Consider the following 26,834-nt stretch of genomic DNA (forward strand, 5'->3'; position numbering starts at 1 on the left):
TGCATTTCCTCGCGATGGATCGAGCGAGCGGCCGTCGTCATGCCCGTGTGGTGTCGTCTGACGCCGTCACCGGAGCCCAGCTGCGTGAGATCATATGCTGGTCACGCGCTGCAACAGTTCAATCAGATCGGTTTCACACAAGCTCATATCGCAGTGCAAACACCGCAAGGGTGGAGGAGTGGTCTGATCTCCGGAGTCTCATTGTACGCCATCGTCTCAATTTGCATCGTTGTCAATCTCATATCGACAAGACCGCTTAGGAACGCTGCATGAGGTTCGTCCTCGTCAATGGCAGAACACCGTGGCTGAAGACGTTCTGCATGTCATGCTGCGAGCCCATTCACGCTCACTATCTGAGAGAATTCAGTACCGGTCTCCCTTTCTGCGATCACGATTGCTACGCCCAGTACACCGAGCGCTGGATCGAGAAGGTTCGGCAATCAAAACGGTCGGCCGGTTTCGAGGACTATCGCTAGTCCGAATGGACCGGGCAACGAACCAGTCTCGTATGCGCGGCCTTCAACGTGAAAGACGCCTGTCGCATCGAGCAGACCGCGTTCGATTCCGAAAGCGCTCGACGTATTGCCCGGGGCAATTTCTGGCACTGTTGCAGCGCAAACATTGCGCCGCGAAGTAGCGGTCTCCGCGTTGCGCCGATTCTCATTTTGCAACTCTTGTCGCAGTTTGCATTTCCGCAGGTCGCTAACTGGGAGCCGCGAAGTCTCCGTCAGCGCCGATCCTCACCTCCGGCAATCAGAAATCAATTTGGCGGGGCAAGAGAGCGCTGGCACGCCCATTGCAAAGCTGTTTGGCACAACAACGCTGACTGCTCCGTCCGGGGCGAGCCGCGAAAAGAACGAGGGAAGGGGATGTCGAGCTGAGGGCGAACCTTGCGCGGGGTCACTCAATTGCGTCGGAGGACGGCTGGGTCCGAAGATCGCTCCTGATCATCCCTGAGGTGTTCCACAGTCATCCTGAGACCCTTGCCGATATCAAACGTCCGGCCGCGCAAACGGTCGCGAGGTGGCCCGTAACGCACGGGTAAGCACTGCTCGGTCCGCGAAGGTCCAGGCAGGCGGAATATCGATGTGGTTTCTGACCCGATCAGGAGGAAAGACGAGATGTCTGGAACGCTAACACTCAACAGGATCACCGCCCAGCGCGGCATTTCCGTCGGTGAGGCTGCAAAGAAGATTGCAGATCTCGGATGGAATCCGTCCTACGTCCAGGAAGCGATGACCTTCCCCACCGACTACAAGATCACGAAGGCGCCCAAGGATCCGATGAAGCAGGTCCTTCGCTCCTATTTCCCGATGCAGGAGGAAAAGGACAACCGCGTCTACGGCGCCCTCGATGCCGCGCTTCGCGGCGACATGTTCCGCAACGTCGAGCCACGTTGGGTCGAGTGGATGAAGCTGTTCCTGGCGATCATCCCGTTCCCGGAAATCTCGGCGGCACGTTCCATGGCGATGGTCGGGCGCCTCGCACCTGGCGAAGATCTCCGTACTGGCTTCACCATGCAGATGGTCGACGAATTCCGTCACTCGACCATCCAGATGAACCTGAAGAAATGGTACATGGAGAACTACATCGACCCGGCCGGCTTCGACATCACGGAGGAGGCGTTCGGCAAGTGCTACGCCACCACGATCGGTCGCCAGTTCGGTGAAGGATTCATCACCGGTGACGCCATCACGTCGGCGAACGTCTACCTGACCGTCGTCGCCGAGACGGCGTTCACCAACACGCTGTTCGTCGCCATGCCGTCGGAGGCGGCGCGCAACGGCGACTATGCGCTGCCAACCGTGTTCCTCTCGGTTCAGTCGGACGAGAGCCGCCACATCGGCAACGGCCACTCGATGCTGATGTCGATGCTGAAGGAGCCGGAGAATCACCTGCTGCTCGAGCGCGACATGCGCTATGCCTTCTGGCAGAACCATGCCATCGTCGACGCGGCGATCGGGACGTTCATCGAATACGGCACCACGAACCGCGACAAGAACAAGGAGTCCTACGCGGAGATGTGGCACCGCTGGATCTTCGAGGACTATTACCGGACCTATATGCTGCCGCTCGAGAAGTACGGCATCAAGATCCATCATGACGACGTGCAGGCCGCCTGGAAGCGGCTGACCGAGAAGCACTACGTCCACAAGGTCGCCCAGTTCTTTGCCGTCGGCTGGTCGGCGAACTTCTGGCGTATCGAGGCGCAGACTGAAAAGGACTTCGAGTGGTTCGAGCACAAGTATCCGGGCTGGTATGCGCAGTTCGGCGAGTTCTGGAAATGGTACGAGAAGCTGTCGCATCGGGGTCAAACCAACATCCTGTTCAACAGCGACGTCGGCTACGTCTATCCGCATCGTTGCTGGTCGTGCCTCGTTCCGTGCCTCATCCGTGAGGACATCGTCACCGACGAGATCGACGGCAAGCTGCACACCTTCGCCCATGAGCTCGATCGGTGGACGGCCGTCGAAGCGTTCGCCGGCGAGTACCAGGGTCGTCCGACCCCGGCGATGGGGCGGTTCAGCGGCCGTCGCGAGTGGGAAAGCGTCTACCACAATGTGGATATTGCCGACGCCATCAAGGATCTCGGCTTCGTGCGCACGGACGGCAAGACCTTGGTCGCGCAGCCGCATTTGCGCTTCGACCAGAAGGAAATGTGGACGCTCGACGATGTCCGCGGCCACATCCTCAAGAGCCCGCTACAGACGCTGCGGGAGATGAGCCCGGCCGACCGCGAGAAGCATCTCGCCGAGTATCGCAAGGGATTCACTATCAATCCCTGCAACTAAGTGAGACGGAAGGGGCCGGCTGCGGCCGGCTCCTTCCCGATCGCTCCCCGGAAGATATGAAAGCGTTCGTTTGAGGAGGCCCCTATGGGCGCGCCCGCTAATGTCGTTCGCCTGCAACCGGTAGGCATAGAGTTCGAGGTCGAGGAGAACGAAACTGTTCTCGACGCAGCGTTTCGCCAAGGGATCGCGCTGCCGCATGGCTGCAAGGAGGGGCAGTGCTCGGCGTGCAAATGCGTCCTTACCGGAGGCGATGTCGAGTTGAAGAAATACTCGACGTTTGCCCTGAACGAGATGGAGCGAGGCCAGGATTACATCCTGCTCTGTCGGACCTTGGCATACTCGGATCTGGAGGTGGAGCTCCTCAACTATGACGAGGAAGTGCTGTCGAAATCGATTCCCGTCAAGGATTTCACGGGCACCGTTACGAGCGTCTCTGCGCTGACCCATGACATCCGCCGCCTCGAAATCACACTGGAGCAACCTCTGAAGTTCTGGGCGGGTCAATATGTCGACATCACGCTCCCGGGACCAGAGACGATTACGCGCTCGTTTTCCATGGCAAATTCGCCGGGCGAAAGCCAAAATCTCGCGTTCATCATCAAGAAGTACCCCAATGGGCGCTTCTCCTCACGACTCGACGGAGATCTCGCCGTCGGAACCGAAGTCGGAATCAAAGGACCCTACGGGACCTGCTTCCGACGAGAAAACAAAACGGGAGCCATGATCCTGGTCGGTGGCGGATCCGGAATGTCGCCGCTGTGGTCTATCCTGCATGATCACATCAGCTCCGGGGAAGTTCGTCCGGTGCGCTTCTTCTACGGAGCCAGGACGCAGAACGATCTCTTCTATCTCGACCATTTCGCGGAGCTCGCCGCCAAGCATCCGGAGTTCACCTTCGTCCCGGTTCTCTCCCATGCGGCCGACGACACGGCCTGGTGCGGAGCAAAGGGCTTCGTGCATGAGGCAGTCGGAGAGCACCTTCGCGGTGCGGACTATCGTGAAGACGTCGACGTCTATGCCTGCGGACCATCGCCAATGATCGAGGCGCTGACGCCAGTGTTGCAGATGAGCGATGTCGAGTCGGACCGCATCTTCTTCGACAAGTTCACGCCGGCGAACAACTAAGACGCCTCGACCGCCCAACGAGCTAGAGCCCAACAACAGGAGGAGGAAGACGACCATGACTGCCGTTCAAACCGTATCAGCCAAATCCGGTGCAGCAGGTTCTGCGGTGTTTCCGGATTCGGATAGCCGCAGATACCGCTATTTCGAGCCCCGCAGCAAGCGAGCCACGCACTACGAAGACGTGACGGTCGACGTGCAGCCGGATCCGGAACGATACCTGTTGCAGGACTGGATCATCTCTTTCCCCAACGGCAAGGGTGCATACACCAAGGACAACACGGGGGCCCTCAGCTCGAATTGGCATGCGTTCCGTGCTCCCGACCAGGAATGGGAGCGCACTCACTACCAGCGCCAGTCCAAGATCGAAGCCATGGTCCAGGCCGTGATTGCCAACGGTCGCAAGTCCGGGGCACCGAAGAGCTTCGACAAGGCCTGGATCAAGATCTTGCAGAACCATCTCGGTGCGTGGAAGCACGCCGAGTTCGGTCTCGGCACGTCGCTGATGCAGGCTCAGCGTTACGGCTACACCCAGATGATCAACAATGCGACGCTGACGAACTCGTCCTACAAGCTTCGCCTTTCACAGGATATTACGCTGTATCTCGCCGAGATCGGAATGGACATTCCGGGCTTCGACGACACGGCCGGCAAGCGCGTCTGGTTGGAAGACAAGGGCTGGCAGGGAACGCGGGAAGCGATCGAGTCGATCATGGGCTCGGCCGACTATCTCGAGCAGTACTTCGCCACCAACATCGTGTTCGAGCCGCTGGTCGGCGAACTGTTTCGCAGCGGCTTCCTGATGCAGGTAGCCTCGTCTAACGGCGACTTCATCACGCCGCCGGTGATTTCGTCCGCGGAAGCGGACTATGAGCGCAATCTCGCGAACACGATCGACCTGATGCACCTTCTGGTGACCGATAATCAGCATGGCGCCCACAACAAGAAGCTGTTCCAGGGGTGGGTGAACAAGCATGTTGCGCTCGCCAACAAGGCGGCCGCCGGCCTGCAGCCGATCTGGTCGCAGCCGCATTCGAAGCCGGTGCAGTACGCCGATGCGCGTGCGCAGTCGGTCGAACGCATCAAGAAGATTCTCGGCGAGCTCGGCCTCACCCTTCCCAAGGAGTAAATTGCAATGTCCGTCGTTTCCAGATCTGCGACCAACCAGAATATCTTCCAGAAGATGGGGGACCTTCGTTTCGAGCAAACGATTTCCCATCAGTGCGGCGTCACCATGAATGACAGCGTCGAGGCGCGCGCCATCGCCGAGTTCATGGCGAAGAAGCCGAACGTGACAGTGACCTATCAGCCGGCCCTGATCCGCATCGACGGCGAGGGAAAGCTGACTTTCAAGATGGATGAAATCAGCGAAATTCTCGGGAAGGAAATGACGGCCGAGATCTTCGAAGTTAACACCTCGACCCACTACGGACGGATGGTGCGTATCGACGACAACACGGTGACGCTGTTCGGAAACATGGACGAGGTCTTCGAATACATCGAGTGAGTCTCCATCGCCTCCCTGACTGGGCGGGGCCGCATCCCCAGCGGCTATGGCCCCGCCGCTTCTCGAAGTAGTCTCGCCCGACCACCGCGCTTCGTTTGATCGACTAGAGCCAACCAGGAATTTCCGGAGAGCAACATGTTCATAACTCCCAGCGGCGAGGAAGTGTTCGTTATCGACGGCCATACCCATTTTTGGGACGGAAGTCCGGCGAATCAGCTCAACGTCCACGGCAAGCAGTTCATCGACTGCTTCTACGCCTACCACACCTCGCTCAGCCCGAAGGACAAGCTCTGGCCGAAGGAGCAGTTCGAGAAATACAGCGCCGACCAGATGTACCACGATCTGTTCGTCGACGGTCCTGACGACATGGCCGTCGTTCAGTCGACCTACCTCACAGAGTTCTACAAGAACGGGTTCAACACTATCGATCGCAACGCCGAGATGGCGAAGAAGTACAAGGACCGCTTCATCGTCAACGGCGCCTTCGATCCACGGGATGGCGAGAGGGCGCTCGAGTACATCCACTACATGAAGGAGACGTTCGGCATCAAGGGTGTCAAGCTCTATACCGCCGAGTGGAAGGGTGACTCGCGTGGGTGGAAGCTCACGGATCCCAACGCCTATCGCTGCCTCGAGCTCTGCCAGAAGCTCGGCATCACCAACATCCATGTCCATAAGGGGCCGACGATCATTCCGTTGGACAAGGATGCGTTCGATGTTCACGACGTCGACCATGCCGCGACGGACTTCCAGGGCTTGAATTTCATCATTGAGCATTGCGGTCTGCCGCGCCTCGATGATTTTTGCTGGATCGCGGTGCAGGAGACGAACGTCTACGGCGGCCTCGCGGTGGCGTTGCCGTTCATCCATGGACGGCCGCGCTATTTTGCCGAAGTGATCAGCGAACTGCTGTTCTGGGTCGGCGAGGACAAGCTGCTTTTCGGGAGCGACTACGCGATCTGGACGCCGCGCTGGCTGGTCGAGAAGTTCTGGAATTTCGAGCTGCCGGAAGATTTGAAGCAGGAGCACGGCGTCGACCTCACCCCGCAGGCAAAGAGGAAGATTCTGGGCCTCAACGCCGCACGTCTCTATGGAGTCGACGTCGAGGCGCAGAAGGCGAAGCTCGGGCAGAAAATCCACGCGACGGCAGCGGAGTAGAGCCGATGAACGCGCTCCATCAGCATGATCGCAAGACCAATGAGGTGTGGGAGCGCCTCGCGCTGGTCACGGATCCCGAGCTGGACGAACCGGTCACCGAGCTTGGATTCGTCGAGCGGGTCACGGTCGATCATGTTGATGGAGTCGACATCGTCTTTCGCCTGCCGACCTACTGGTGTTCGGCGAACTTCGCGTTCCTTATGGCCGACGATATGCGTCGGGCGGTGTCCTCGCTGCCTTGGGTTCGCGAAGCCCGCCCGCAGCTTCGGGACCATATGGTCGCCGAGGAGATCAACCGGGGCGTCCGCGAGGGTAGGTCGTTTGGCGAGGCGCTCAAGGATTTCGCAAGCGGCGGTTCACTTGACGATCTGCGGGAGAAATTCCGCCGCAAGGCGTTCGAGCGGCGCCAGGAGGTCATGATCCTGGCATTGCGCGGGCTGGGTTATGAGGATCCCGCGATTTGCCGCATGAGTCTGAGCGCGTTTGACGCGATCAACTTCGACTCGGAAGAAGTTGCGCGCCAGAAGCCGCGCTATCGCGAGCTTCTGGTTGAGCGGCGCCTCGCCGATCTCCCGGCCGATCCGGCCTTTGTTACCTACGATGGGGCCCCCATCAAGCGCCACGAAATGGCGTCGTATTTGCAGCGCTTGCGAGGCGTACGCATCAACATGGAGTTCAACAGCTCGTTATGCCGGGGCCTTCTTGCGGTGCGCTATCTCGAGCTGGACGCGGATCGCGCGGAGCAGACGCCAGCTCCGTGCGGAGGTTGCGGCAGTGGCTGCGCCGTGCGGTCTTCCGGATCGCCTGCAATGAACAAGCATTCCGCGGCGCTTGCGTGAGGTCGCGCTGATACGCGTGCGACCTGTGGGTGCCGACAAAACGGAGCGGACATCAAGTTCGCCCGGCCTGACGACCGAGAAACGATCACGTGGGAGTGAAACGCAATGCCAAAAGTCTTGCTGCATGACATAGAAGCTCGCCGCGCTCTTGCGCGTGGAGTCCAGAAGCTGGCCGCCGCGATCGAATCGACGCTCGGTCCCAAGGGCATGAACGCGATGGTCGACAGGCCGATCGGCACGCCCATCGTGTCGCGCGATGGCGTTACCATCGCCTCCGAGATCGAATTGCCGGATCGCTTCGAGAACATGGGCGCCCAGGTGGTACGCGAAGTCTCGATGCAGACCAACGAAGTCGCTGGCGACGGTACGACGACGGCGATGGTACTCGCGAACGGTCTCATTCAAGGCGGCGTCGCGGCCCTCGAGCGCGGCGCCAAGGCGGTCGACCTCTGCAAGGGGATCGACCGCGCCGTCGAAGTCGTCGTCGAGAGCCTGAAGAGTGCGGCAATTCCGGTCTCGGACCGCAGGACGCTACAGGCGGTGGCAACGATTGCGTCGACCGACTCTCATCTGGGCGATCTAATCGCCGAGGCGGTCGAGCGCGTCGGCAAGGATGGTATCATCAGTTCCGACTACGGGTTGACCACGAGTACGACGCTCGAGGTGGTCGAGGGCATGTCGTTCGACCGTGGCTACATTTCGCATCACATGGTAACGGACGTGGAGAAGATGGAGGTGGTGCTGGAACAGCCCTACATTCTCCTGACGGACCTGAAAATCAAGGCGCCGGGCGAGTTGGTGGCGGTGCGCGCGAGGGTCGCGGAGACCGGGAAGCCGCTTGTCATTGTCGCCGAAGAGATCGCCCCGGAAGTGGTTGTCACGCTGCTCGGCGAAGGCAACCGCGGCAAGGTTCTGGTGGTCAATCCGCCCGACTACGGCCACTGGCGCAAGGCCATGATGGATGACCTCGCCATCATCACCGGGGGGCGGGTCATCGCCCGCGAACTCGGGGGCATGCTGGAAGAGGCGAGCCTTGCCGACCTCGGCACTGCGCGGCAGGTTCGGGCCAGTGCGCGCGAAACGGTGATCATCCGGGGCGGCGGGGACGATGCGGCGATCGCCGCGCGCCGACAGCAGGTGGCCAAGCAGCACGATCTGGCGCCGCCGAACATCGAGCAGGACAAGCTCAAGGAACGCCTGGCTAAGCTCTCGGGTGGGACCGCCGTGATCTTTGCGGGCGGCGTCACGCCGGTCGAGCAGAAGCGTACGATCCAGTTGATCGACGATGCGCTCAGCGCGGCGCGTGCTGCGGCCGAGGAGGGCATCGTGCCGGGGGGCGGGACGGCATTGGCGCAGTGCGCGCCGGTGGTGGTGCGCGCCCTCGGCAACATCAACGGAGACCTGGGTGAAGGCATCAAGCTGGTGCGCGAGACCCTGTCGCGTCCTGCCGCTTTCATCGCCCGAAATGCCGGCCATGATGCGGCGAAGGTTGTGGCCGAGCTGCAAAGTTCGCGGGCCGGGGTCGGGTTCGACGCTGCAAACGGCGTGTTCATCGACATGGTATCTGCCGGCATCGTCGACCCGGTCAGGGTGACGTATACCGCGCTTCGAAATGCCGCTTCCGTGGCCACGCTGGTGCTGACGACCAACACGCTGGTTGCCGATGTGCCAGAGTATGTCGATCCGACGCAGGGTCCTGCGTTGGGCGGCGGGGCAGAAAAGCTTGGGCGGGCCTGAAGCAGATGAACGCGGTTCGCGTTCCGCCAGGGCGTCAATGGCCGACGTGGCGCGCCAAATACGGCGATGGCTTGACCGTCACGATCGAATGAATGGACGGTGACAACGATCTGGAAACAGCTACAATCTTGCGAGCTTCGGCATGAGCCCGAAGGAGGCAAATCATAAGCCTCCACGGTCATCCGACCAGCCGGGGCAGGAGGAACCGGGACATGGCCTACATCATCTCCAAGCGCGACGGTCCGCACCGCGAAGAGCTCAAGGCGAAGGACTTCCTTCAGAAGAACCGCACGAAGATCAATTCGCTCGCCAATCATCTGACGCTCGGGCGCTGGCAGGAGTTGCGCAATCCGACGCCTCCCTCTGAGCCTCAGCCGTCGGGCAAGCTTTGGTCCACGCCTCGGGCTCGCCCGAGGGAGATCGAGCCCTATGTTCGGATCAGCTATAACGGCCGCGTCGTGATTGCCGATCTCGCGTCAGGGCGGCAACTCCATTTTGTCGGTGAATTGCGCGGCGGCGGGCAATCGCGACACTTCGCTCTGGCGACGCGAGAGAATGGGATCTTCGAGCCGCTCGATGTCGAATTGCGCAGGGTCCTGATAGACCTTGAGGGAGTGAGCGTACCCGATGAGGCGTCGGAAGCGCGCCTGGAGCAGATCATCTCAGGCCGTCTCGGTTTGGATGCGATCGCCAGAACGGTCGAATGATCTGCGTAAGCCGAGCCGGTGAGAGCACGATCTCATTGGCCCGGCTCATGTCGTTTCTGCTGATCAAGCTGCTGTTTGCCAATATAGGTTTGGTGCTCCAATGCTGACGGAAACCTTCATGGCTAAGCCGCCGTTTTCCCTGGAAGGCTACAAAATCCCGGAGGCCGCGGATGCGGAGCAGGGACGGCCGTACGATGAACGGGAGACCAACAAGGCGTGGGAAAACTTCCTGACATTCGGAGATGCAAAGCGCGAGAGCGCTCTGGTGCGAGGCATCATCGAAGAATCATGGCAGCGCAGCATCAAGTCGGGGGTCAACGCCCATTGCAGGGGCAGCAGCTTCGTGACTTCGCCGGACGATCTCTATGAGCTGCGTCTGAAGAACGATGATCTGCTAGGCTCCAGCGCCCAGACTTTCCGCCGCGTTGCGGAAGTACTTGGCGATGCGGCCACAATGCTGGTCATCACCGACAGGAATGGTGTCGTGCTTGATGTCGGGGGCGATCAGAGGACGATCGATGCCGGGCACGATATTCGCCTCGAAGTCGGCGCCGCCTGGGGAGAGACGGTGACCGGCACCAACGGCATTGGCACGGCGCTCGTCACAGGAAAGCCGGTTCATGTCCACGCCGCGGAGCATTTTTCCGAGGGCATCAAGGCCTGGACCTGCGTCGGTAGCCCCATTCGTAGCCCGATCGACGGCAGCATCATAGGCATCATCGATTTTTCCGGCCCCCAGGCGATCTTTCATCGTCACAATGTCGCGCTGGCGGTGATCGCGGCCAATCATATTGAGCTTGCGCTCTCGGAGAAGATCCGGCTCGAAAGAATACGCCTGCTCGAGGCAAGCATTTGTCGAATGCCAGGGATGGGCAGTGCCGACGGCGTGGTGATCCTGGATCGGTTTGGTCGGGTCGTCCATCACAACGATATGGCGTCGGCTCGCTGGCGGCGGATCACGCAGTCTCGTGAGTTGAGCATTGGGTCACAGATCCTTCCAAGTCGCGAAGGCCTGTTGGGCGAAGACTTGGCCGAGGGGTTGCCCGAGGAGCTGCGCGAGCAGCGGATCGAGCCACTGATCGTTGACGGGGTCGTGAAGGGCGCAATGCTCGTGCTTGCTTCGAAGCCGCGAACCCATCCTGCTGCATCCGAGATGTCGCCGACAGCCCGCACTGCCCTGATGTCGGCAAAGGAAGCGATCGTCGGATGCAGCGAGGCACTGCTGGACGTGGTGCAGAAAGTTGAGCGGGCGGCCCTCGGCCGGACCGCGATCCTGCTCGAGGGCGAGACGGGCGTCGGCAAGGAACTGTTCGCCCGCCTGGTTCATGCCGCCAGTCTGAAGACGGGCAAGGAGCCGTTCGTTGCCTTCAATTGCGGTGCGGTGTCGAAAGAGTTGCTCGGCGGCGAATTGTTCGGGCATGCGCCGGGCGCTTATACCGGCGCTACGCGCGAGGGAAGGCCCGGGCGGTTCGAATTTGCCAATGGCGGCGTGCTCAGCTTAGACGAGATCGGCGAGATGCCGATGGACCTGCAACCCTACCTGCTCCGTGTGCTGGAAGAGCGCGCGGTGTACAGACTGGGTGACAGCAAGGCGCGCCCGGTGGACGTTCGGCTGGTGGCGTCGACCAATCGGAATTTGAAGCAGGAAGTGGCCGAGGGACGTTTCCGCAAGGATCTGTACTTCCGGATCGGCGTCGTCAAGTTCACCATCCCGCCGCTCCGCGATCGGCTGGGCGATGTCGAGATCCTGATCGATCACTTCAACAGGCAATTCGCCACGATCTACAGCACCCAGCCGCTGCGGTTCGAGGCGGCCACTATGGAGTTGCTGCGCCGCTATTCCTGGCCGGGAAACGTTCGCGAGCTGCGTAATCTGATTGAGAACCTCGTGCTGATGACGATCACCGGCATCGTCACTCCCAGGGACCTGCCAGAGGATTTCGTGGAGGTGGCGCCGGCTCAACCTCCCTCAATCTCCGTGCAGTCGGAGAAAAGCGCGACGGGATCGGAGAGTGACGAGATCGCGCGCTTTGACGAGATGGAACGTCGTGCCATCGAGAGAGCCGTCGCAAACGCCGGCGGCAATATTGCCGCTGCCGCGGAAAAGCTGGGGCTTTCGCGCGCTACGCTGTACCGCAAGTTGCACCAATACCGTTCCCGGACCTAGCGATCGGGGGCTGGCATGGCGGCTGTCTGGGATGAACAAAAGGGCGGGGAAGGTCCGGCCCCCGCGGCGACGCTGGCCTCGCAGATCCTTGCGCGCGCCGACCGCGACGTCACTTTCGTGATGCGCCTGGTTGGCGAAAGCCAAAGCTTGCTGGTGCGACATTTCATCATGTTCATCGAGACCGAGCTCGCAAAGCGCGGCATGAGCTACAGCGTACATCCGCTACTGCGCCCTTTCGTCGAAACGCATGCACGCGAGCTGTCGGATTTCGTATTGCAGGGTATCGGCTTGCGGCATCAGTTCGGCCTCCAGACCATCGAGACGATGGCGGGCGATCCTGCGCGGTTGCTGAGGGTCGATTTGTGGGACTCGCTGCAATCTCACGTTAATGACGCGCAGCAACACTTCGTATCCGATGCCCGGGGCCTCCAGCGGATCCTGGATCAAATCGAATCGAGCGCATGAGTGTCGATCCGGAAGTCCTTGTCGAAATGCTGAAGGAGCGGTTGTTCGTCGTTCAGCAGATATCGGCCGCTCAATCGTGGAACCTTCTGAACCGTCAGCTTGCTGGTGGAGCAGAATTCGAGATTCAGAGGATTGAGCAGGAGATTGCGGCGACAGGCGGTTCGCATGCGTTCGCCTACGCTATCGAGGAAGCGCACGAGCGCTTGAAAGAAGCAAAGGCCGGAATGGCAACATGCGACGCCCAATGCGCCGCGCTGGAACGACGCCTTGAAGAACTCGACAGGTGTATTGCGACCGGCAGGTGAGACGACCGATGGACACGATGGAAGCTGAGACCGCTACGCTCTATGAACTGCTTGGTCGGCATTGGACCATGGGGGCGCTCGTTACGAACGCGACGTTCGACGCTGCGGGACAGGCAGTGGCGTTCGCGCTTGCAGACGGCTCTCTAGCCATCGCTCCGCTGGCCGATAGCGATCCGCCGAAAGATCGCTATCGTATGGCCTTGGACGGCGGCCGGTCGACGATCTCCCCGCGGCGGAATCCGGTCCCGCCGTTGACGAAAGTCGTCATCAGTGATGCTTCGCTTCATCTCGCCTCGATCGAGCCTTCGGGCTTCATCGCAAGCGATGGCAGCCAGTTATTGCATGTGTCGGCATCCGGTGTCACCCGACAAGCCGCGAAGCTCGGGGCACCGATTGATCTCGTCGCCCCGGTGCATGCCGGCGGCATTCTGGCTGCTTCCGGCGAGTCGGTCATATACTGCGATTCCAACGGCGAGGTCGGATGGCTTCAGAAGCGTGCGGGAGGCCGTTCATCCGCGATGGCCGTCTCGCCAGACGGTCGGAGCTTCGCGATAGGAGCTGACGGTTGCCTGCTCGTGCGTGCCTTCGGACCGCGGCCTGAGCCCACCGTCTCAATGGCCTTGGGCTCAATCTCGAGCTTGTCGTGGAGTCCCGACGGAAGCTGGTTGGCGATGTCCGTCGCAGAAGTTGGCATCGTGCTGTTGCGCCTTGCCGATGCGCGGACCGTCCGGATGTCCGGCTATCCTGCGGGCGTTACGTCTCTTTCGTGGAGTGCAGACTCGCGCGTTCTTGTTACGAGCGGGGCCTACCGCTTGATCGCGTGGGACGTTTCCAGCCTCGACGACGGAAGCGAGCAGCCGACGAGCCTCAGCACCGGTCGTGGCGGATTCATCCTCGTCAAGGCGGTAGATATGCACCCCGGGCGTCCCCTGGTCGCGGCAGGGTACAGCGACGGCAGGGTCGTCGTCGCGAGGATCGGACATCCCGACGAATTGGTTGTCAAACCGCCCGGTGGGGGCGCCGTCCAGGCCCTTCGATGGTCCGCCGATGGCCAGCATCTTGCAGTCGGAACGTGCGGCGGAGAAGCGGCGATCGTGACGTTTCCGCCGCAAATCTTCAAGTAACAGCGAACCGGGGCGGAGAGCCTTGCGAGCACCAGGAGGAAATCCATGACAGTAGCACGATTGCTAAATGAAGCCGAAAGTAAGGATCAGTTCTTCAAAGAGCTGGCGGAACTATCGGAGCGCATGATCGCCGCGCACGGAAAAGAGTTCTCGATGGGCGCCTTGGTGCTGGCGGCGAGGTTCATCGTCGAAAATAGGGCGTTCGAGCGAAGCGCAGCAACACAGTGACGTGTCGTCTTACTGCATACGATCGCGGCAGCGGCGGGTGCGGTAGGTCACGGCGGAGCTATTTTCGTCAAACACGCCGAGCGGACGTGCCCCTCTAGTGCCCCGGCTTTTCCGGGGCACGTAGTCGAACTTGACCATTCCCAGCTCGATGACTTCGTCTTCATGTTGATCTAGGCCAGTCGTCTCGACATCAATCAGGATGCCAGTTTTGGTCACTTGCTCGTCGGATGGAGTGAAAGCTTCCCGACGCACCAAGCGCCGAAGCACACGATGGTCGGAGGATTTGGCCAATGCCTCGGCCATGGCGGCCAGGGGCAGGTCCTCTAGCATTGGGGGTTTCGATCCTCGGGCTACAGCTGCCCTGCATCGCGGCTGGATCTATCACGGAGGCTCAGTTGGCGCTTACCCGGAGTTATTCTTAGAAAGCGTTCTATTACGTAAATAGCTGATTTTACCGGCGCGCCGGACACGGGTCGAACGTGTGACCTTTGCCTTCGGAGGCAATTGTCACTCTTCGCGGCCAGCGTTGGAATGGCGCGTTCAAGCAAGCACAAGAGCCGGGTGTCGCGCGCTCTCACAACCACCGATTCCCGGGCGGCGCAGTTTGCAGCCGAAGGTGCGGAGGTACGATTGTCGATATGGCGGGCTCGGGCCTTATTTGCTGGAGCTAGCTCAAACTTGCCCATGATGGATCGGAGCGAGAGTTCAATATTTTCAGTTGGTTAGAGGGCGGCATGTGCACGATGTGTGCACCGGGAGATCAAGAAAAATCTCTTCACAGCTAACGTGATCAGGCCTAGGGCACCTTCAAGAAGACTCTCGCTATATTGGCGACGACTTCCAGTAGTTGCTCGACAACCCCGTGACCGACCGGGCGACAATCCCGAACTCGACACAATAGGCGCGGATCAAGTTGATGACGGCAGTCTGCTGGCGGATGAAGAGACGGTGTGCGCCCCAGTTATAGGCGTGCCGCGAGTTGCGTAGATCTTTCCGTCATCACATCCACGATCAAGGCTTCTCCGATCAATCGGTTCAGCTCTTGGATCCCTACTTAGTTCATCTGTGCAAACGTAGGCTTGCTCTTTGTGCTGTCGATGATACCGCGAAGTTCTGCGTCCGTCGCGATCAGGCTCGACATCCGCCAGAACAGATGCGCGAGCCGGGTGAAGATCAACCGCTCGCGCTCCGCGGGCGTGGCGTCGTCAGGGACGGTCACGGTCTCGAGCCCGACCACGTGGCGGCAGTCCGGCCAGATCGCGATCGATTGCGCGATCGCCGAAAAGCAGCGCGGGTCCTCGCTGTCGTCGTGCGACGCCGGAAGACCGGGATACTGCACCGGCGCGACATGGAATTTGTAGGCGCCGTGGCCGAGCCGAAGCAGGAATTTCTGGGACACGGGAATGTCATTGGCAAAGGAGACCAGGCGGGCGTCACGCAGGATGTCGGGTGCGATGGCGGCAAGATCCTGGGCGGAGAGCGCGGAGCAGAAGGCGAGATCCGGATTAAACTCGCGCAGCAGATTTGCGAGCGGGCGCTGCTGCTGGACGGTCTGGGTAAGCAGGATGATGGTCTTGAGCATGGCGCTGATGTCCGTCAGGGAAAGGGATGGCGGGCGGTCATGACCGCGTGATCGGCGGGGTGATGTGCATGCGCGGCGAAGAAATCGCGCGGGATCGACTGGCCCGGCGCAATCTCAAGGATGCAATAGCGCGCCTGCTGTGCCGCCGCCTGGGCAGCACCGAGATCGTCCTTCAGGGCGCACAACGATAGCTCGAAACGCTTGTATCCGCCGCAATCGGCTGCAAAGGCGCCGGTTACGGCCTCCACCGTGGCGGCCACCGCGCGGGCGTCATTGGCCTCGATGTCGCGCAGGATCACGGCGACGCCGTTCTCGTTGGCGGCTTCCGACGTCATGACCATGAAGGCGTCGCGCGCGCCGGTTCGGCCCGCACGGCGCGCTGCGCGGACGAGGCCGGCGAAGCCCGGATCGGGGCCGAGGCTGGTCGTCGTGGTCTGCTCGCTGTGCAGGATGGTGGCGCGTGCGGCGGCGAGGTCGCCTTTCATGGCGTGGTAGGAGCGCGGCAGCCACACCGTGTCGAGCGGCCCTTCCGAGGAGGTGAGGCCCCAGGCCTGGTCGAGCAGATAGCCGTCCCAGATTGACGGATATGACGCCGCGAGATGGTGCCAACTCCGCAGCAACTGCCCGGCGCGCGCGGTGCGGCCGAGATAAAGCGTGCGCGCCGACATTTCCCAGCGGTTCCATTTGTGGAGCGCGACGTCGCAGCCGAGCGCCGACGGCAGCAAGGGCGCCTCGCACAGGGTTGCGCCGGCTTCGACGAACAGTAGCGGCTCGCTGTAGCGTTGCCACATCCGGGCCAGGAACTCGGCCTTCTCGAAACAGAGCACTTGTTCGCCGAGCTCGGCCGCGACCGGCTCGATATGCGAATCGAGCTCCAACTCGTCGAGCGATCGGCGCAGGCTGCGAATGTCGTCGGGATCGCTGCCGAATGGATAATAGGAGACGATGCGCGGCCGGATCGTGGCGCCATCGGCGCTCGCTGACAGCTTTGACCAGCCGATGCCGCCCCACCACAATTCGTGCGGGCCCTCGGCGCTCGGGCTGACCGTGCCAAACTCGGTGAGTTTCGACTTGAGGAAGTCGAAGCCGGGATTTTCGCCGAAGGGAATGACGACGGCGCAGCCGGAATGCAGCGAGCGATAGAACAGCTCGGCCGCGGCACCGCTCGGCGGCTCCGTCAGGACGATGACCCCGCCGTGACGCAGCCCCTCATAATGGCCGCCGAGCGTCGGAGCGCCGTAGCGGTCCACCGGCCAGGCGAGGCGGTTCCGCTGGATCCGGCCGAGCCGGATGTTCGCCGACCGCAGGAGGTTGTCGAGCTTTGCGTGCGTGTCGTCGGTCAATTCCCGTGCCCCCTTGCGTCATGCCGGCCCGTACACTCCAACGGCCGAGGGGGTTAATCCGGGCGCACTAATCGCGATGGTCCGCGTGACCGAGTGGGGTGATGGCCACCGAATAGATCGCGATCTCGCGTGCCAGCGGGCCGACCGGGATCAGCAGGCAACCTTCGTCGTCCGTAGCGTGATAGGAGGCGCCGGTCAGCGTCAGCCCCGCATAGGTCAACCGTTCCGCCGGGACGCCCGCCACGTCCTGGCTCTCGGCGGCGTCGCGAACGCTGTCGCCGAGCTGCATGGTCACGCCGTGAAGCTGACCGTCGCGCGCGGCCTTTGCCAGCGGCAGCGCGATCATGGCGATGGCCATGGCGCGCGATACCGGGATGCGCAGGCGCAGTTCGCCAAGTCCGGTGCGGAACATGGTGACGGTTTCGACCGCGGCGTCACCATTCGCCTGGAACAGTCCCACCTGCAACGCGCCGCAAGGTGTCTCCTCGAAGACATCGGCAGGCAAGCGGTTCGCTCCGAACAAGGCGTAGAGATAGGCGTGCGACGGGGACAAGCCAGCAAAGCTGCCCGCAATCCACATCGGCGGCGCGGCCGAGGTGCACGCGGCGGTTAGGCCTCGCGCGGTGAGTTGATCGCGGATGAAGCCCGTGTCGAGCATCGGCGCCAGCGCGTGCGTCCCGAGGTTGACGTCGTGCTTGAGCTCGCCGAGCAACGCCAGTTCGTCGTCGTCCGGGAGCAGCAGGAGCCGCGCCAACGTCGCCGCGCTCCAGCGCGCTGCGATATCGGGCGCCGCATGGGGCTCGAGCCCGATGGCGGCAGCAATTTTGCCAGCGTTTGCCGCATAGGCGAGCGCGCCCGCCTGGATCTCCGAGGCCAGAGCAATCTGGACTCCCGGTCGCGGATTGATCTCGCGCAGCACCTGCGCGCCGTCGTAATCGCGCACCGAGCCGTCGGCAGAGCAGCAGATCTGCTCGAGTAGGGCCACGTTGCGGATCAGCATGCGCTTGACGTGCGGGGTGACCACGAGATCGGAGATGAAGCCTTTAGCGGTATCGCAGTCGGCAAGATCGTCAAGAGTGTCGTCAAGCGAGATCAAATAGGCGCCGTGCAGGCGGATCGCGATGCCCTCCTGGTCGAAGATGCGGCGCAGCGCCTTCTGGACGCTGCCGGAATAGCCGAGATCGGCCAGCACGAGATCGGTGCAGCGATCGAAATCCGGGATGACATGCCGGAGATAAGCAAGCAGCCGGGCGCGCTGGCCTGCGGCAAGCTTGGTGATCTCCCGCGCGTCCATCAGCTCGGGCAGGGCATCCGCCAGCGCAGCGCCGGTCGCGATCCCGTTGGGACATTGTGCGAAGAAGTCCGCGACTGCTGATGGCAGCACTTTCAGCATGTCGCGAAAGGTCGGCGCGTCGATCTTCAAGACGTTTCCGAGCAGGTCGAGCAGCGGCTGCATGGTGTCAGCCGAGGCGATCAGGCTGACGCGGCGGTTGATTTCGACATAGGCGGATGCGGCGTCACGACCGCTGTGCCAAATCCGGTGCGACAGAAAGCCGTCGCGCCCGAGGAAGCCGACGGCGACCCGCCGGCCGGGCTCCTCGAGCTCCGCGCAGCGATCAGCAACGAAGACGTCGAACGCCGTCATGATCGGGCCGAGGACCGTCAACCCCAAGTGATAGGCCGGCGGCCTCTCCGCGCTGCGCGCCGCCACCATGCGCCGCAGCGTACGCGCTCCATGGTCAAGCCGCGCAGGCTGCCCCGGGCACAGCAGCTCGAATATCGCGGTCTCGCGCTGGAATCTTGACGCGAGTTGCTGACCGGCCTGCGGATAATAGCGCGGGCGGATGCCGTGGCGCTTCGCGCCATTGATGTCGGCGCGGTCATTGTCGCCGATATGAAAGGATGCTGCCGGATCAACGTTCTGCTCAGTGAGGTATGTTGCGAACAACGTTTCGCTCTTGCTGCTGCCGTGGTCGCAGGACGCATAGAGGAAGTCCCAGGACAATCCCGGACGGCAGGCGCGCAACAGGCGCGCGAGCTGGTCCGAGTTCCAATAGGTGTCGGAGATGAACCCGACCCGATGGCCCAAATGCTTCATGTCCAGATATTGCCGGAGCATGTCCGGGTTGACGCGGCAGAGCTCGAGCTCGGCCTCGAACTCGGCGTCGACGAGATCGCGCAGATGTGCGCGCTTCAGGCCGAACAGCCTGAACGGAAAGAAGGAATAGATGTCGTCGATGTGCACTTCGCTGGTCCCCCGCGTCTCCTTCGCGGTCCGGCGTGCACGTGATTCGGCCTGCATGCGATGCTGAACGAAACTGGCGGAAACATTCGGACAAGTTCTTGAAATGCCCGATAGCTCGTAAGTCCTTTCAAACACACCATCCGGCGTCGTGCAGGCGCGCATCAGAAACGTATCGAAAACATCGAACGACCAAGCAGAAACAATTTGCGCGCGACGCTGTGCGTCGACCGTTGCGACGTTCATCCCGAAATTCTCCGCCAATCGAAGCGATCAACGTGCGTGCGGACGAATTCAGGCGTGCGATGGCGAAAATAATCGATGTGCGATTCGAAATCGCGCATCTCGCGCCTGACAGAATAGAAAAATCCGCTAGGTTCGAATTGTGATTCGGCAAAAACTGCCGAGTGAAAAAGTTGTCTCGCGTTCGTTTCCACTCGGAAACAATCGATCATTCGCACGCGTGTCGCGTGATGGGTGCGATCAGTTCAGTGCCGCGTAATCACAGCGTTTTTGTGCAGCTCTGTTCGAGATGAATGATCCGCGATGATGCGAGACGATGTCGATGATTGCAGAACGAGTGCGCGCTTCGCCGCACGCCGTCGGCAATCTTTGCCGGCCGGCCGGCAAAAGCTTCCAACTAACATCTTGAAAAATAACAAAAATTATGCGCCTGGATTGTTTTCGCCTCGCGTTCAACGCCTGGAAGCCGTGCGGAAGATGCGCCGCCGGCATTGCGGGTTGGAGATTGCGGGATGAGTTTTGCGGTGGACGATTTTGCTCGCGCCGAAGCCGAGATCGCGACGACGATCGCGAGCGAAGCGAACGCACCGGTGATCGCGTCGGCTTCGATCGCGCCTGACGGCGAGCTGGTCGCGGCCGATGTCGTGTTCGACGAGGACAGCGAGCTTCTCGATCGGCTTGCCGCTGACGATGAGACCGCCTTCCGTATGCTTGTCGAGCGGCACATCGATCGTGCCTATGCGATCGCGCTGCGCATCGTCGGCAACGCGGCGGACGCCGAGGACGTGGTGCAGGACACCATGCTGAAGATCTGGAGTCATCGCGGCCGCTGGCAGCATGGCCGCGCAAAGTTCTCGACCTGGCTCTATCGCGTCATCTCCAACCGCTGCATCGACCTCCGTCGCAAGCCGCGCACCGAGAATGTCGATACCGTGCCCGAGGTCGCCGACGGACAGCCGGATGCATCGCGCGTGATCGAGCGCAACGAGCTGAACGGCATGCTGGAAGAGGCGATGCAGCGGCTGCCGGAGCAGCAGCGGATCGCGGTGATCCTGTCATATCATGAGGACATGAGCAACGGCGAGATCGCAGAGGTCATGGACTCTACCGTGGCCGCGGTGGAATCGCTCCTCAAGCGCGGACGTCAGCAACTGCGCCAGCTCCTGCGGCGGCACGAACGCGACATCCGCACCGCGTTTACCGACTGGTAACCATAAAATTCGGCTCTCGAAAGATTTCTCGCCTGATCGTCCGACGCTCTTCGTTTGAGCGGGTGGACGGGGCTGCGCCCGCTTCGTCGTAAGTCTTTCCACGATGCGGCACGTCATGCCCATCAGCACAGGAGCTTCCAATGCCCGCGATCAACACCAATACCGCCGCCAATGCCGCGGTCCGCTATCTCAACGTCAATTCCGCGCAGGAAACCAGCTCGCTCTCAAAACTGTCGAGCGGCTCGCGCATCACATCCGCCTCCGACGACGCCGCCGGTCTCGCGATCTCCACGCGCATCTCGTCGGACGTCACCACGCTGCAGCAGGCGGCAACCAACGCCTCGCAGGCGACGGCGATCCTGCAGACCGCGGATGGCGGCGCCTCCAACATCTCCGACATTCTCGCGCGCATGAAGTCGCTGGCCTCCGAATCCGCCTCAGGCACCACCACGGACTCCAGCCGCGCCTACATCAACTCGGAATTCTCGCAGCTCACGGGCGAAATCGATTCCATCGCCAGCGGCACCCGCTATTCCAGCCAGAGCCTGCTCGATGGCTCCAGCGTGTTCGCCTCCGGAGTCTCCGTGCTGGTCGGCTCGTCCGGCTCCGACACCATCACCATCACGCTGTCGAGCCTGACGGCGTCCTCGCTCAGCGTCACCTCGCTCGACGTCAGCACCCAGTCGGGCGCGACCTCGGCGCTGACTGCGCTGGACACCGCCATCGACACCGTCTCGGCCGCGCGCGCCAGCATCGGCGCCCAGGAGTCGCGCTTCAACTTCAGCGCCGACTCGATCTCGACCCAGACCCAGAACCTGCAGAACGCCAACTCCGCGATCAAGGACGTGGACATCGCGTCCGAGCAGTCGAAGCTGTCGTCGGCCGAAGTGAAGACCCAGGCTGCTGTGTCGGCGCTGGCGGCCGCGAACCAGATGCCGCAGTACCTGCTCAAGCTGCTCGGCTAAGCGTTCGCGTTGATCATGATCTGACCGGGCCGGCATGAGGCCGGCCCGGCGCCTTCCAGGGATCGCCAGGCAACGTGACCAGCGTCAGTTCGAGCACCAGCAGCACCAGCACGACCAGCTCGGGGGTCTCGATCACCACGAGCGGCACGACCAATTCGAGCAGCGTCGACTGGTCGGCGCTGATCCAGTCCGCCGTTGACGCCAAGACGGCGCAGGCGACGACGATCTCGACGTCGATCACCAGCAACCAAGCCAAGATCTCGGCCTATCAGACGCTGCAGAGCGACCTGAAGACGCTGTATTCCGGGCTGGCGTCGCTCGCGACGTCGGTGGTCAATTCACTCGCCACCAACGCTTTCTCGACCCGTTCCGCAAGCATCAGCTCAACCGGCGACGTCAGCGCATCGTCGACGCTGTCCATGAGCATCAAGAGCGGGGCCGCCACTGGCGACCATACGCTGACCATCAGCCAGCTCGCGGTCGCGCACAAGGTGGTGGGCACCTCGCAGTCGAGCCAGACCGCCGAGCTCGGCTATTCCGGCACCTTCTCGCTCGGCCTCGCGGGCGGTTCGACATCCGATATCACTGTGACCAGCACGATGTCGCTGCAGGACGTCGTCGATGCCGTCAATGCCCAGACCTCGACGACCAATGTACAGGCCTCGATCGTCCAGGTGTCGAGCGGCTCCTATGAGATGGTGCTGACGGGCACGGCGGACGCCGCCGACATCACCTATTCCAGCACGTCAGGCGACGATATCCTCAGCAAGCTGGGCGTAACCGACAGCTCAGGGGCCTTCACCGACGTGCTCCAGGCGGCGCAGTCGGCCGAATTCACCCTCGACGGCATCGCGATGACCCGCGACACCAACGACATTTCCGACGTGCTGACCGGGGTCACCTTCAACCTGCTCCAGGCCACGCCGGACGGGACGTCGCTGAACATCAGCATCGAGACCGATACCAGCCAGATCCAGTCGGCGCTCGAGACCTTCGTCACCAACTACAATGCGTTTCGTGACGAGGTCATCGCCCAGCAGGCGACGGGCACTGACGGCACGGCATCCTCGAGTGCAGTGCTGTTCGGCGACGGCACCATGCGCAACATCATGGACGCGCTTCAGAACAGCCTGAACAGCACCGTCCGCGGACTGACGATGGCCGATCTCGGTCTGTCGTTCAACGAGAACAACGAGCTCGAGCTCGACACCTCGACACTGTCGGATGTCCTGAGCACCAATCTGAGCGGCGTGACAAAGCTGCTGTCGGCGCAGACCACGACGTCGTCTAGCCAGCTCAGCGTCGTCAACACCGGGACGTCGCCGCAATCCTTCACCCTGGATCTGACGGTGGATTCCGACGGCAATCTGACCTCGGCCTCGGTCGGCGGCGATTCCTCGCTATTCACGGTCAGCGGCACCACGATCATCGGCGCGTCCGGATCGATCTATGCTGGCATGGCCTTCACCTATAGCGGCTCGACCTCGCAGTCGATCACGGTGACGTCGACGTCAGGTCTCGCCACGCAGCTCTATCAGCTCGCAAAGAACTATTCCTCGTCGAGCGGTGCGTTGCAAACCCTGATCACCAATCTGACGACACGCGACGACGATCTGCAGCAGAAGGTCGACGACATCAACAGCGCGGCGTCGACGCTGCAGTCCCAGCTCCAGACCCAATATGCGAAGTATCAGGCGGCGATCGAGAGCGCCAACAGCACGCTGACCTATCTGAAGGCGCTGCTGAACTCGTCGAGCAATTGATAGCGTGGAACCGAGTGAGTGATGATGCATAACCAGATGGCGTACTTGGCCAACCAGGCCTATCGGGGAGCGGCGACCACGGTGCCGCCGCTGAAGGCGGTGTCGATGCTGCTCGGCGGGGCCGCCATCTTCCTGCAGAAGGCACTCGTGGCCCAGGAGTCGCGGCGCTTCGAGGAAGGACATGAGCACCTGATGAAGGCGACCGCCATCCTGCGCGGGCTCAGCCACAATCTCGATTTCACCAATGGCCGGGACGTCGCCGAGCGGCTCTACCAGACCTACAACGCGCTCATCCTGGCGAGCCTGAGGGCCTATGGTCGGCCGGACGCCCGCGAGAGCTTTCGGCGGATCATCGCCGGCCTGGCCGAGATGCGCGAGGCGTGGGAATTCGTCGATGCGGCGAGCCGGGGCGGCAAGGCCGATTCGGCTCCGTCGCGGTAGCGGCCGGGCGGTTTCATAGATCCCGTGAATAACCAGGGCGAGGGGGTCCGGGCGGCTGTTTTCGCGGCCGTTCCGGCCGTGCTGGCGCGGCTTGGCGCGGATCACAGCGCGAATTCGGTTTCCGGCGCGCCAGCAATGCTTTATGACGGGCTTGGCGAGGCGGATATCCGGACGATGGACGTCACCGAGTTTGAGGATCTGATCGATCGGCTGGGCGAGGACGTCTCGCGCTGGCCCGATGATCGCCGCCTGTCCGCCGAACAGTTGCTGTCCCGGTCCGCTGAAGCGCAGGCCCTGCTCGCGCAGGCGCAGGCACTCCGCGCGGCGCTGGCCGCGCCGCCGGTGCGCGCGCCGGCGGGGCTCGCCGACCGCATCGTTGCCGCGGCGACCAAGCGCGGCACGGATGCCACCGAGGCGCTTACCGAGGGCGAGACGGCGAGGGGCTGATCGCTCGCGTCGTCGCATCGGCATCGAGATCGTCCCACAGTTCTTCATCTCTGCCTGACGTCTTCACACGGCAGATTTTGCCGAGTCGAACAGTGATCGCGCGTGTGCAAATCCGCGCCTGAATTCCCGTCCGGTCCCGTTTCATCTGCACAGAGATCAGCGCGCAACTGCTCCGTAATGCGAGCGCGCCGGTCGCCCAGAACCGGGGTGTGCGATGACCGTTTCCGCGACGAGTTCCGTCTCAACTGCAACGACGACGACATCATCGTCGTCGAGCTCGTCTTCCGCGTCGTCGTTGACGTCGAGCGACTTCCTGAGCCTGCTCGTCAGCGAGCTGCAAAACCAGGATCCGCTGAACGCGACTTCGACGACCGACTTCATCAATCAGCTCACCTCCTACGCGAATTTCACGTCGCAGCAGTCGATCAACAGCAATCTGACGTCGCTGGCGAGCTCATTCTCCAGCCTCGTGACGCTGAATTCGGTCAACTACATCGGCCACACCGTCGAGGCCAAGACCGATACGGCGTCGCTGAGCAATGGCTCCGCGACGTTCGGTTACTCGCTGTCCTCTGCAGCCTCGAACGTCTCGATCAGCGTCAAGGATTCCTCGGGCAACACGGTGTGGACCGGCACCGGCACCGGCAACTCCGGATCCAACAGCTTCACCTGGGACGGCAAGGACTCCAGCGGCAACCAGCTCTCGGACGGCGGCCAGTACACGATCTCGGTCAACGCGACCGATAGCGCCGGCAACTCCGTCCTCAACTACACGACCGTCACCGGCACGGTGACCGGCATCGACACCTCGACCTCGACGCCGTCGCTCACGGTCGGCGGCGTCTCCGTCAGCGCCGCCAACATCATCGGCGTCACGTCCTGATCTCATCCGGAGTTTTATCATGAGTCTCACCGGCGCACTTTCCTCGGCGATCTCGGCGCTCAGCGCGCAGAGCCAGTCGCTGTCGATGATCTCGGACAACATCGCCAACTCCGACACCACCGGTTACAAGACGACGTCGGCGATGTTCGACGCGCTCGTCACCGCGTCGAGCAACGCGACCTCCTACGCCTCGGGCGGCGTCACCGTCTCCGGCCGCGCCAACATCACCCAGCAGGGTCTGCTTGCAGCGACCTCGAACGCCACCGACGTCGCGATCCAGGGCAGCGGATTCTTCGCGGTGTCGAATTCCACGTCCGGCGGCACGATCTCCTATACCCGCAACGGTGCGTTCACCATCAACAATGCGGGCTATCTGGAGAACAACGGTAACTATCTCGAAGGCTGGCGCACGGACGCCGACGGCAACGTCGTCGGCAATGAATCGGCGAGCAACCTCACGGCCATCAACACGCAGGTCGCGTCCACCAGCGGCAGCGCCACCACCAAGACGACGGTCGCGGCCAATTTGCCGTCGGACGCCGCGACCGGGGACACCTACACCAGCTCGGTGACGGTCTACGATTCGCTGGGGGCGGCGAACTCGATGCAGGTCACCTGGACGAAGACCGGCACCAACACCTGGAGCGCGAGCTTTGCCAATCCGACCTCCACGTCGGACACGACGACGGCGACGGGGACGGCCTCGGGCACGATCGCCATCACCTTCAACAGCGACGGCTCGCTCGCCAGCACCAGTCCGAGCCCGGCGACCGTCGTGGTGACCGGCTGGACCGATGGGGCCGCCGACAGCTCGATCACGCTCAATCTCGGCACCGTCGGCAAGACCGATGGATTGACGCAATACGCCTCGGGCGAAACCACGCCCTCCGTCAACGTCACCAGCATCGATTCCGACGGGCTGTCTTACGGCAAGCTCTCCAGTGTCTCGATCGGCAAGGACGGCGTGGTCGATGCCACCTACTCGAACGGCCAGACGATTGCGATCTACAAGATAGCGGTGGCGACCTTCGCCGATCCCAACGGTCTGTCGGCAAGCAGCGACGGCATCTATTCGGCAACCGTGACGTCGGGCAACGCCGCTCTCCAGGCCTCGGGCGAGAACGGCGCGGGCACGATCTACGGCAGCGAGCTGGAATCCTCGACCACAGACACCAGCAGCCAGTTCTCCAGCATGATCTCGGCGCAGCAGGCCTATTCCGCGGCCTCGCAGGTCATCTCGACCGTCAACAAGATGTACGACACGCTGATCTCGGCGATGAGGTGAGTGATGCGTGATGCCAGGGATCATGCCGTCGGCGAGGGGTTGCTGCTGCGCCTGAAGCGGCTGGTGTCGCGCGCCGGTGCAGTGGACCGCGCGAATCCTGGTCGGCTGCTTGCGCTGGTCGACGATGTCGAGAGCACGCGCCGCGCGCTGCTGCGCGAATGCGCGGATATCGAGGACGAGATGCGGCGCACGGCGGCGCGAACCACGGCGATCGGCGCCTATCTGCGCGGCTCGCAGGCCGGCCGCGGCCGGCCGCAGAATTAGAAGAGCGATGTGAA

Annotated in this window: 26 protein-coding genes; 21 read left to right on the forward strand and 5 right to left on the reverse strand. The window is 62.1% G+C overall.

All coding sequences use genetic code 11. The features are described 5' to 3' along the window. The first annotated feature begins 1,121 nt into the window (after positions 1 to 1,121). The 13 genes from AAFG50_RS17150 to AAFG50_RS17210 all read left to right on the forward strand — a co-directional run bounded on the left by AAFG50_RS17150 (position 1,122) and on the right by AAFG50_RS17210 (position 14,151). Complete coding sequence (locus tag AAFG50_RS17150) at positions 1,122 to 2,792, forward strand: aromatic/alkene/methane monooxygenase hydroxylase/oxygenase subunit alpha (RefSeq protein WP_028170757.1); 1,671 nt, start codon at positions 1,122 to 1,124, stop codon at positions 2,790 to 2,792. A gap of 84 nt (positions 2,793 to 2,876) precedes the next feature. Beyond that, entirely contained in the window at positions 2,877 to 3,917 is a 1,041-nt protein-coding gene (locus AAFG50_RS17155) for a 2Fe-2S iron-sulfur cluster-binding protein (RefSeq protein ID WP_028170758.1), read from the forward strand. A gap of 55 nt (positions 3,918 to 3,972) precedes the next feature. Beyond that, positions 3,973 to 5,043, forward strand: coding sequence for an aromatic/alkene monooxygenase hydroxylase subunit beta (locus AAFG50_RS17160; protein ID WP_028170759.1), 1,071 nt, complete (start codon positions 3,973 to 3,975; stop codon positions 5,041 to 5,043). Positions 5,044 to 5,049: 6 nt separating this feature from the next. Further along, entirely contained in the window at positions 5,050 to 5,421 is a 372-nt protein-coding gene (locus AAFG50_RS17165) for an MmoB/DmpM family protein (RefSeq protein ID WP_011086461.1), read from the forward strand. A 135-nt stretch (positions 5,422 to 5,556) separates the two neighbouring features. After that, positions 5,557 to 6,579, forward strand: a complete 1,023-nt coding sequence (locus AAFG50_RS17170) for an amidohydrolase family protein (protein ID WP_011086462.1) — start codon at positions 5,557 to 5,559, stop codon at positions 6,577 to 6,579. 5 nt (positions 6,580 to 6,584) lie between these two features. Then, a complete protein-coding gene (locus tag AAFG50_RS17175) occupies positions 6,585 to 7,418 on the forward strand; it encodes an iron-sulfur cluster assembly protein (protein WP_028170760.1) in 834 nt (277 codons plus the stop codon). Between the two features lie 105 nt (positions 7,419 to 7,523). After that, a complete protein-coding gene (locus AAFG50_RS17180; RefSeq protein WP_028170761.1) occupies positions 7,524 to 9,155 on the forward strand; it encodes a molecular chaperone GroEL in 1,632 nt (543 codons plus the stop codon). A 212-nt stretch (positions 9,156 to 9,367) separates the two neighbouring features. Then, positions 9,368 to 9,862, forward strand: coding sequence for a hypothetical protein (locus AAFG50_RS17185; protein ID WP_028170762.1), 495 nt, complete (start codon positions 9,368 to 9,370; stop codon positions 9,860 to 9,862). A gap of 100 nt (positions 9,863 to 9,962) precedes the next feature. Continuing rightward, positions 9,963 to 12,029 (forward strand): sigma-54-dependent Fis family transcriptional regulator, encoded by a 2,067-nt coding sequence (locus AAFG50_RS17190; RefSeq protein ID WP_028170763.1) that lies wholly within the window; start codon positions 9,963 to 9,965, stop codon positions 12,027 to 12,029. A 15-nt stretch (positions 12,030 to 12,044) separates the two neighbouring features. Continuing rightward, positions 12,045 to 12,494, forward strand: a complete 450-nt coding sequence (locus AAFG50_RS17195) for a hypothetical protein (protein WP_028170764.1) — start codon at positions 12,045 to 12,047, stop codon at positions 12,492 to 12,494. Next, positions 12,491 to 12,799 carry a hypothetical protein gene (locus tag AAFG50_RS17200; RefSeq protein ID WP_028170765.1) on the forward strand — a complete coding sequence of 103 codons (309 nt, stop codon included), beginning with the start codon at positions 12,491 to 12,493 and terminating at the stop codon, positions 12,797 to 12,799. The genes AAFG50_RS17195 and AAFG50_RS17200 overlap by 4 nt, the downstream gene beginning before the upstream one ends. An 8-nt stretch (positions 12,800 to 12,807) precedes the next feature. After that, on the forward strand, positions 12,808 to 13,923 hold the full coding sequence (locus tag AAFG50_RS17205; protein WP_028170766.1) for a WD40 repeat domain-containing protein: 1,116 nt from the start codon (positions 12,808 to 12,810) through the stop codon (positions 13,921 to 13,923). 45 nt (positions 13,924 to 13,968) lie between these two features. Next, positions 13,969 to 14,151, forward strand: coding sequence for a hypothetical protein (locus AAFG50_RS17210; protein ID WP_028170767.1), 183 nt, complete (start codon positions 13,969 to 13,971; stop codon positions 14,149 to 14,151). A 9-nt stretch (positions 14,152 to 14,160) separates the two neighbouring features. Here AAFG50_RS17210 and AAFG50_RS17215 read toward each other — a convergent pair whose 3' ends face one another. The 4 genes from AAFG50_RS17215 to AAFG50_RS17230 all read right to left on the reverse strand — a co-directional run bounded on the left by AAFG50_RS17215 (position 14,161) and on the right by AAFG50_RS17230 (position 19,564). Next, on the reverse strand, positions 14,161 to 14,481 hold the full coding sequence (locus AAFG50_RS17215; protein ID WP_028170768.1) for an exonuclease domain-containing protein: 321 nt from the start codon (positions 14,479 to 14,481) through the stop codon (positions 14,161 to 14,163). Positions 14,482 to 15,205: 724 nt separating this feature from the next. Next, on the reverse strand, positions 15,206 to 15,733 hold the full coding sequence (locus AAFG50_RS17220) for a hypothetical protein (protein WP_028170769.1): 528 nt from the start codon (positions 15,731 to 15,733) through the stop codon (positions 15,206 to 15,208). 14 nt (positions 15,734 to 15,747) lie between these two features. Beyond that, the gene (locus AAFG50_RS17225) at positions 15,748 to 17,076 is read right to left on the reverse strand and encodes a hypothetical protein (RefSeq protein ID WP_342714203.1); all 1,329 of its coding nucleotides are present in this window, start codon (positions 17,074 to 17,076) and stop codon (positions 15,748 to 15,750) included. Positions 17,077 to 17,143: 67 nt separating this feature from the next. Next, positions 17,144 to 19,564, reverse strand: a complete 2,421-nt coding sequence (locus AAFG50_RS17230; RefSeq protein ID WP_028170771.1) for a hypothetical protein — start codon at positions 19,562 to 19,564, stop codon at positions 17,144 to 17,146. A gap of 509 nt (positions 19,565 to 20,073) precedes the next feature. On the opposite strand from AAFG50_RS17230, the gene AAFG50_RS17235 reads away from it, so the two are divergent. Together AAFG50_RS17235 and AAFG50_RS17240 are read left to right on the forward strand one after the other, a co-directional pair. Beyond that, positions 20,074 to 20,772 carry an RNA polymerase sigma factor gene (locus AAFG50_RS17235; protein ID WP_028170772.1) on the forward strand — a complete coding sequence of 233 codons (699 nt, stop codon included), beginning with the start codon at positions 20,074 to 20,076 and terminating at the stop codon, positions 20,770 to 20,772. Between the two features lie 140 nt (positions 20,773 to 20,912). After that, complete coding sequence (locus tag AAFG50_RS17240; protein ID WP_028170773.1) at positions 20,913 to 21,737, forward strand: flagellin; 825 nt, start codon at positions 20,913 to 20,915, stop codon at positions 21,735 to 21,737. A 13-nt stretch (positions 21,738 to 21,750) separates the two neighbouring features. Here the strand turns inward: AAFG50_RS17240 and AAFG50_RS17245 are convergent, their stop codons facing one another. Then, the gene (locus AAFG50_RS17245; RefSeq protein ID WP_231166763.1) at positions 21,751 to 21,993 is read right to left on the reverse strand and encodes a hypothetical protein; all 243 of its coding nucleotides are present in this window, start codon (positions 21,991 to 21,993) and stop codon (positions 21,751 to 21,753) included. Here AAFG50_RS17245 and fliD point away from each other — a divergent pair. The 6 genes from fliD to AAFG50_RS17275 all read left to right on the forward strand — a co-directional run bounded on the left by fliD (position 21,917) and on the right by AAFG50_RS17275 (position 26,820). After that, on the forward strand, positions 21,917 to 23,500 hold the full coding sequence (fliD, locus tag AAFG50_RS17250) for a flagellar filament capping protein FliD (protein WP_231166728.1): 1,584 nt from the start codon (positions 21,917 to 21,919) through the stop codon (positions 23,498 to 23,500). The genes AAFG50_RS17245 and fliD overlap by 77 nt on opposite strands. A 21-nt stretch (positions 23,501 to 23,521) precedes the next feature. After that, a complete protein-coding gene (locus AAFG50_RS17255) occupies positions 23,522 to 23,941 on the forward strand; it encodes a flagellar export chaperone FliS (protein WP_028170775.1) in 420 nt (139 codons plus the stop codon). A gap of 174 nt (positions 23,942 to 24,115) precedes the next feature. Beyond that, positions 24,116 to 24,388, forward strand: coding sequence for a hypothetical protein (locus tag AAFG50_RS17260; protein ID WP_028170776.1), 273 nt, complete (start codon positions 24,116 to 24,118; stop codon positions 24,386 to 24,388). A gap of 214 nt (positions 24,389 to 24,602) precedes the next feature. Continuing rightward, complete coding sequence (locus AAFG50_RS17265) at positions 24,603 to 25,271, forward strand: FlgD immunoglobulin-like domain containing protein (protein WP_028170777.1); 669 nt, start codon at positions 24,603 to 24,605, stop codon at positions 25,269 to 25,271. A gap of 19 nt (positions 25,272 to 25,290) precedes the next feature. Next, positions 25,291 to 26,556 (forward strand): flagellar hook protein FlgE, encoded by a 1,266-nt coding sequence (flgE, locus tag AAFG50_RS17270; RefSeq protein WP_028170778.1) that lies wholly within the window; start codon positions 25,291 to 25,293, stop codon positions 26,554 to 26,556. 3 nt (positions 26,557 to 26,559) lie between these two features. After that, positions 26,560 to 26,820: a hypothetical protein gene (locus AAFG50_RS17275; RefSeq protein WP_028170779.1), complete on the forward strand. Its 261-nt coding sequence runs from the start codon at positions 26,560 to 26,562 to the stop codon at positions 26,818 to 26,820. Positions 26,821 to 26,834 lie beyond the last annotated feature (14 nt).

This window comes from Bradyrhizobium sp. B039 (assembly GCF_038965675.1).
GTDB lineage: Bacteria > Pseudomonadota > Alphaproteobacteria > Rhizobiales > Xanthobacteraceae > Bradyrhizobium > Bradyrhizobium diazoefficiens.

Excerpts from the sequence above, each read along its gene's own strand:
- AAFG50_RS17260 (WP_028170776.1), top strand. The coding sequence starts at position 24,116 with ATGGACGTCACCGAGTTTGAGGATCTGATCGATCGGCTGGGCGAGGAC.
- AAFG50_RS17195 (WP_028170764.1), top strand. The coding sequence starts at position 12,045 with ATGGCGGCTGTCTGGGATGAACAAAAGGGCGGGGAAGGTCCGGCCCCC.
- AAFG50_RS17150 (WP_028170757.1), top strand. The coding sequence starts at position 1,122 with ATGTCTGGAACGCTAACACTCAACAGGATCACCGCCCAGCGCGGCATT.
- AAFG50_RS17275 (WP_028170779.1), top strand. The coding sequence starts at position 26,560 with ATGCGTGATGCCAGGGATCATGCCGTCGGCGAGGGGTTGCTGCTGCGC.
- AAFG50_RS17165 (WP_011086461.1), top strand. The coding sequence starts at position 5,050 with ATGTCCGTCGTTTCCAGATCTGCGACCAACCAGAATATCTTCCAGAAG.
- AAFG50_RS17180 (WP_028170761.1), top strand. The coding sequence starts at position 7,524 with ATGCCAAAAGTCTTGCTGCATGACATAGAAGCTCGCCGCGCTCTTGCG.
- AAFG50_RS17190 (WP_028170763.1), top strand. The coding sequence starts at position 9,963 with ATGCTGACGGAAACCTTCATGGCTAAGCCGCCGTTTTCCCTGGAAGGC.
- AAFG50_RS17155 (WP_028170758.1), top strand. The coding sequence starts at position 2,877 with ATGGGCGCGCCCGCTAATGTCGTTCGCCTGCAACCGGTAGGCATAGAG.
- AAFG50_RS17175 (WP_028170760.1), top strand. The coding sequence starts at position 6,585 with ATGAACGCGCTCCATCAGCATGATCGCAAGACCAATGAGGTGTGGGAG.
- AAFG50_RS17255 (WP_028170775.1), top strand. The coding sequence starts at position 23,522 with ATGATGCATAACCAGATGGCGTACTTGGCCAACCAGGCCTATCGGGGA.
- AAFG50_RS17210 (WP_028170767.1), top strand. The coding sequence starts at position 13,969 with ATGACAGTAGCACGATTGCTAAATGAAGCCGAAAGTAAGGATCAGTTC.
- AAFG50_RS17205 (WP_028170766.1), top strand. The coding sequence starts at position 12,808 with ATGGACACGATGGAAGCTGAGACCGCTACGCTCTATGAACTGCTTGGT.
- AAFG50_RS17235 (WP_028170772.1), top strand. The coding sequence starts at position 20,074 with ATGAGTTTTGCGGTGGACGATTTTGCTCGCGCCGAAGCCGAGATCGCG.
- flgE (WP_028170778.1), top strand. The coding sequence starts at position 25,291 with ATGAGTCTCACCGGCGCACTTTCCTCGGCGATCTCGGCGCTCAGCGCG.
- AAFG50_RS17170 (WP_011086462.1), top strand. The coding sequence starts at position 5,557 with ATGTTCATAACTCCCAGCGGCGAGGAAGTGTTCGTTATCGACGGCCAT.
- AAFG50_RS17215 (WP_028170768.1), bottom strand. The coding sequence starts at position 14,481 with ATGCTAGAGGACCTGCCCCTGGCCGCCATGGCCGAGGCATTGGCCAAA.
- AAFG50_RS17230 (WP_028170771.1), bottom strand. The coding sequence starts at position 19,564 with ATGAACGTCGCAACGGTCGACGCACAGCGTCGCGCGCAAATTGTTTCT.
- AAFG50_RS17220 (WP_028170769.1), bottom strand. The coding sequence starts at position 15,733 with ATGCTCAAGACCATCATCCTGCTTACCCAGACCGTCCAGCAGCAGCGC.
- AAFG50_RS17265 (WP_028170777.1), top strand. The coding sequence starts at position 24,603 with ATGACCGTTTCCGCGACGAGTTCCGTCTCAACTGCAACGACGACGACA.
- AAFG50_RS17200 (WP_028170765.1), top strand. The coding sequence starts at position 12,491 with ATGAGTGTCGATCCGGAAGTCCTTGTCGAAATGCTGAAGGAGCGGTTG.
- AAFG50_RS17240 (WP_028170773.1), top strand. The coding sequence starts at position 20,913 with ATGCCCGCGATCAACACCAATACCGCCGCCAATGCCGCGGTCCGCTAT.
- AAFG50_RS17160 (WP_028170759.1), top strand. The coding sequence starts at position 3,973 with ATGACTGCCGTTCAAACCGTATCAGCCAAATCCGGTGCAGCAGGTTCT.
- AAFG50_RS17185 (WP_028170762.1), top strand. The coding sequence starts at position 9,368 with ATGGCCTACATCATCTCCAAGCGCGACGGTCCGCACCGCGAAGAGCTC.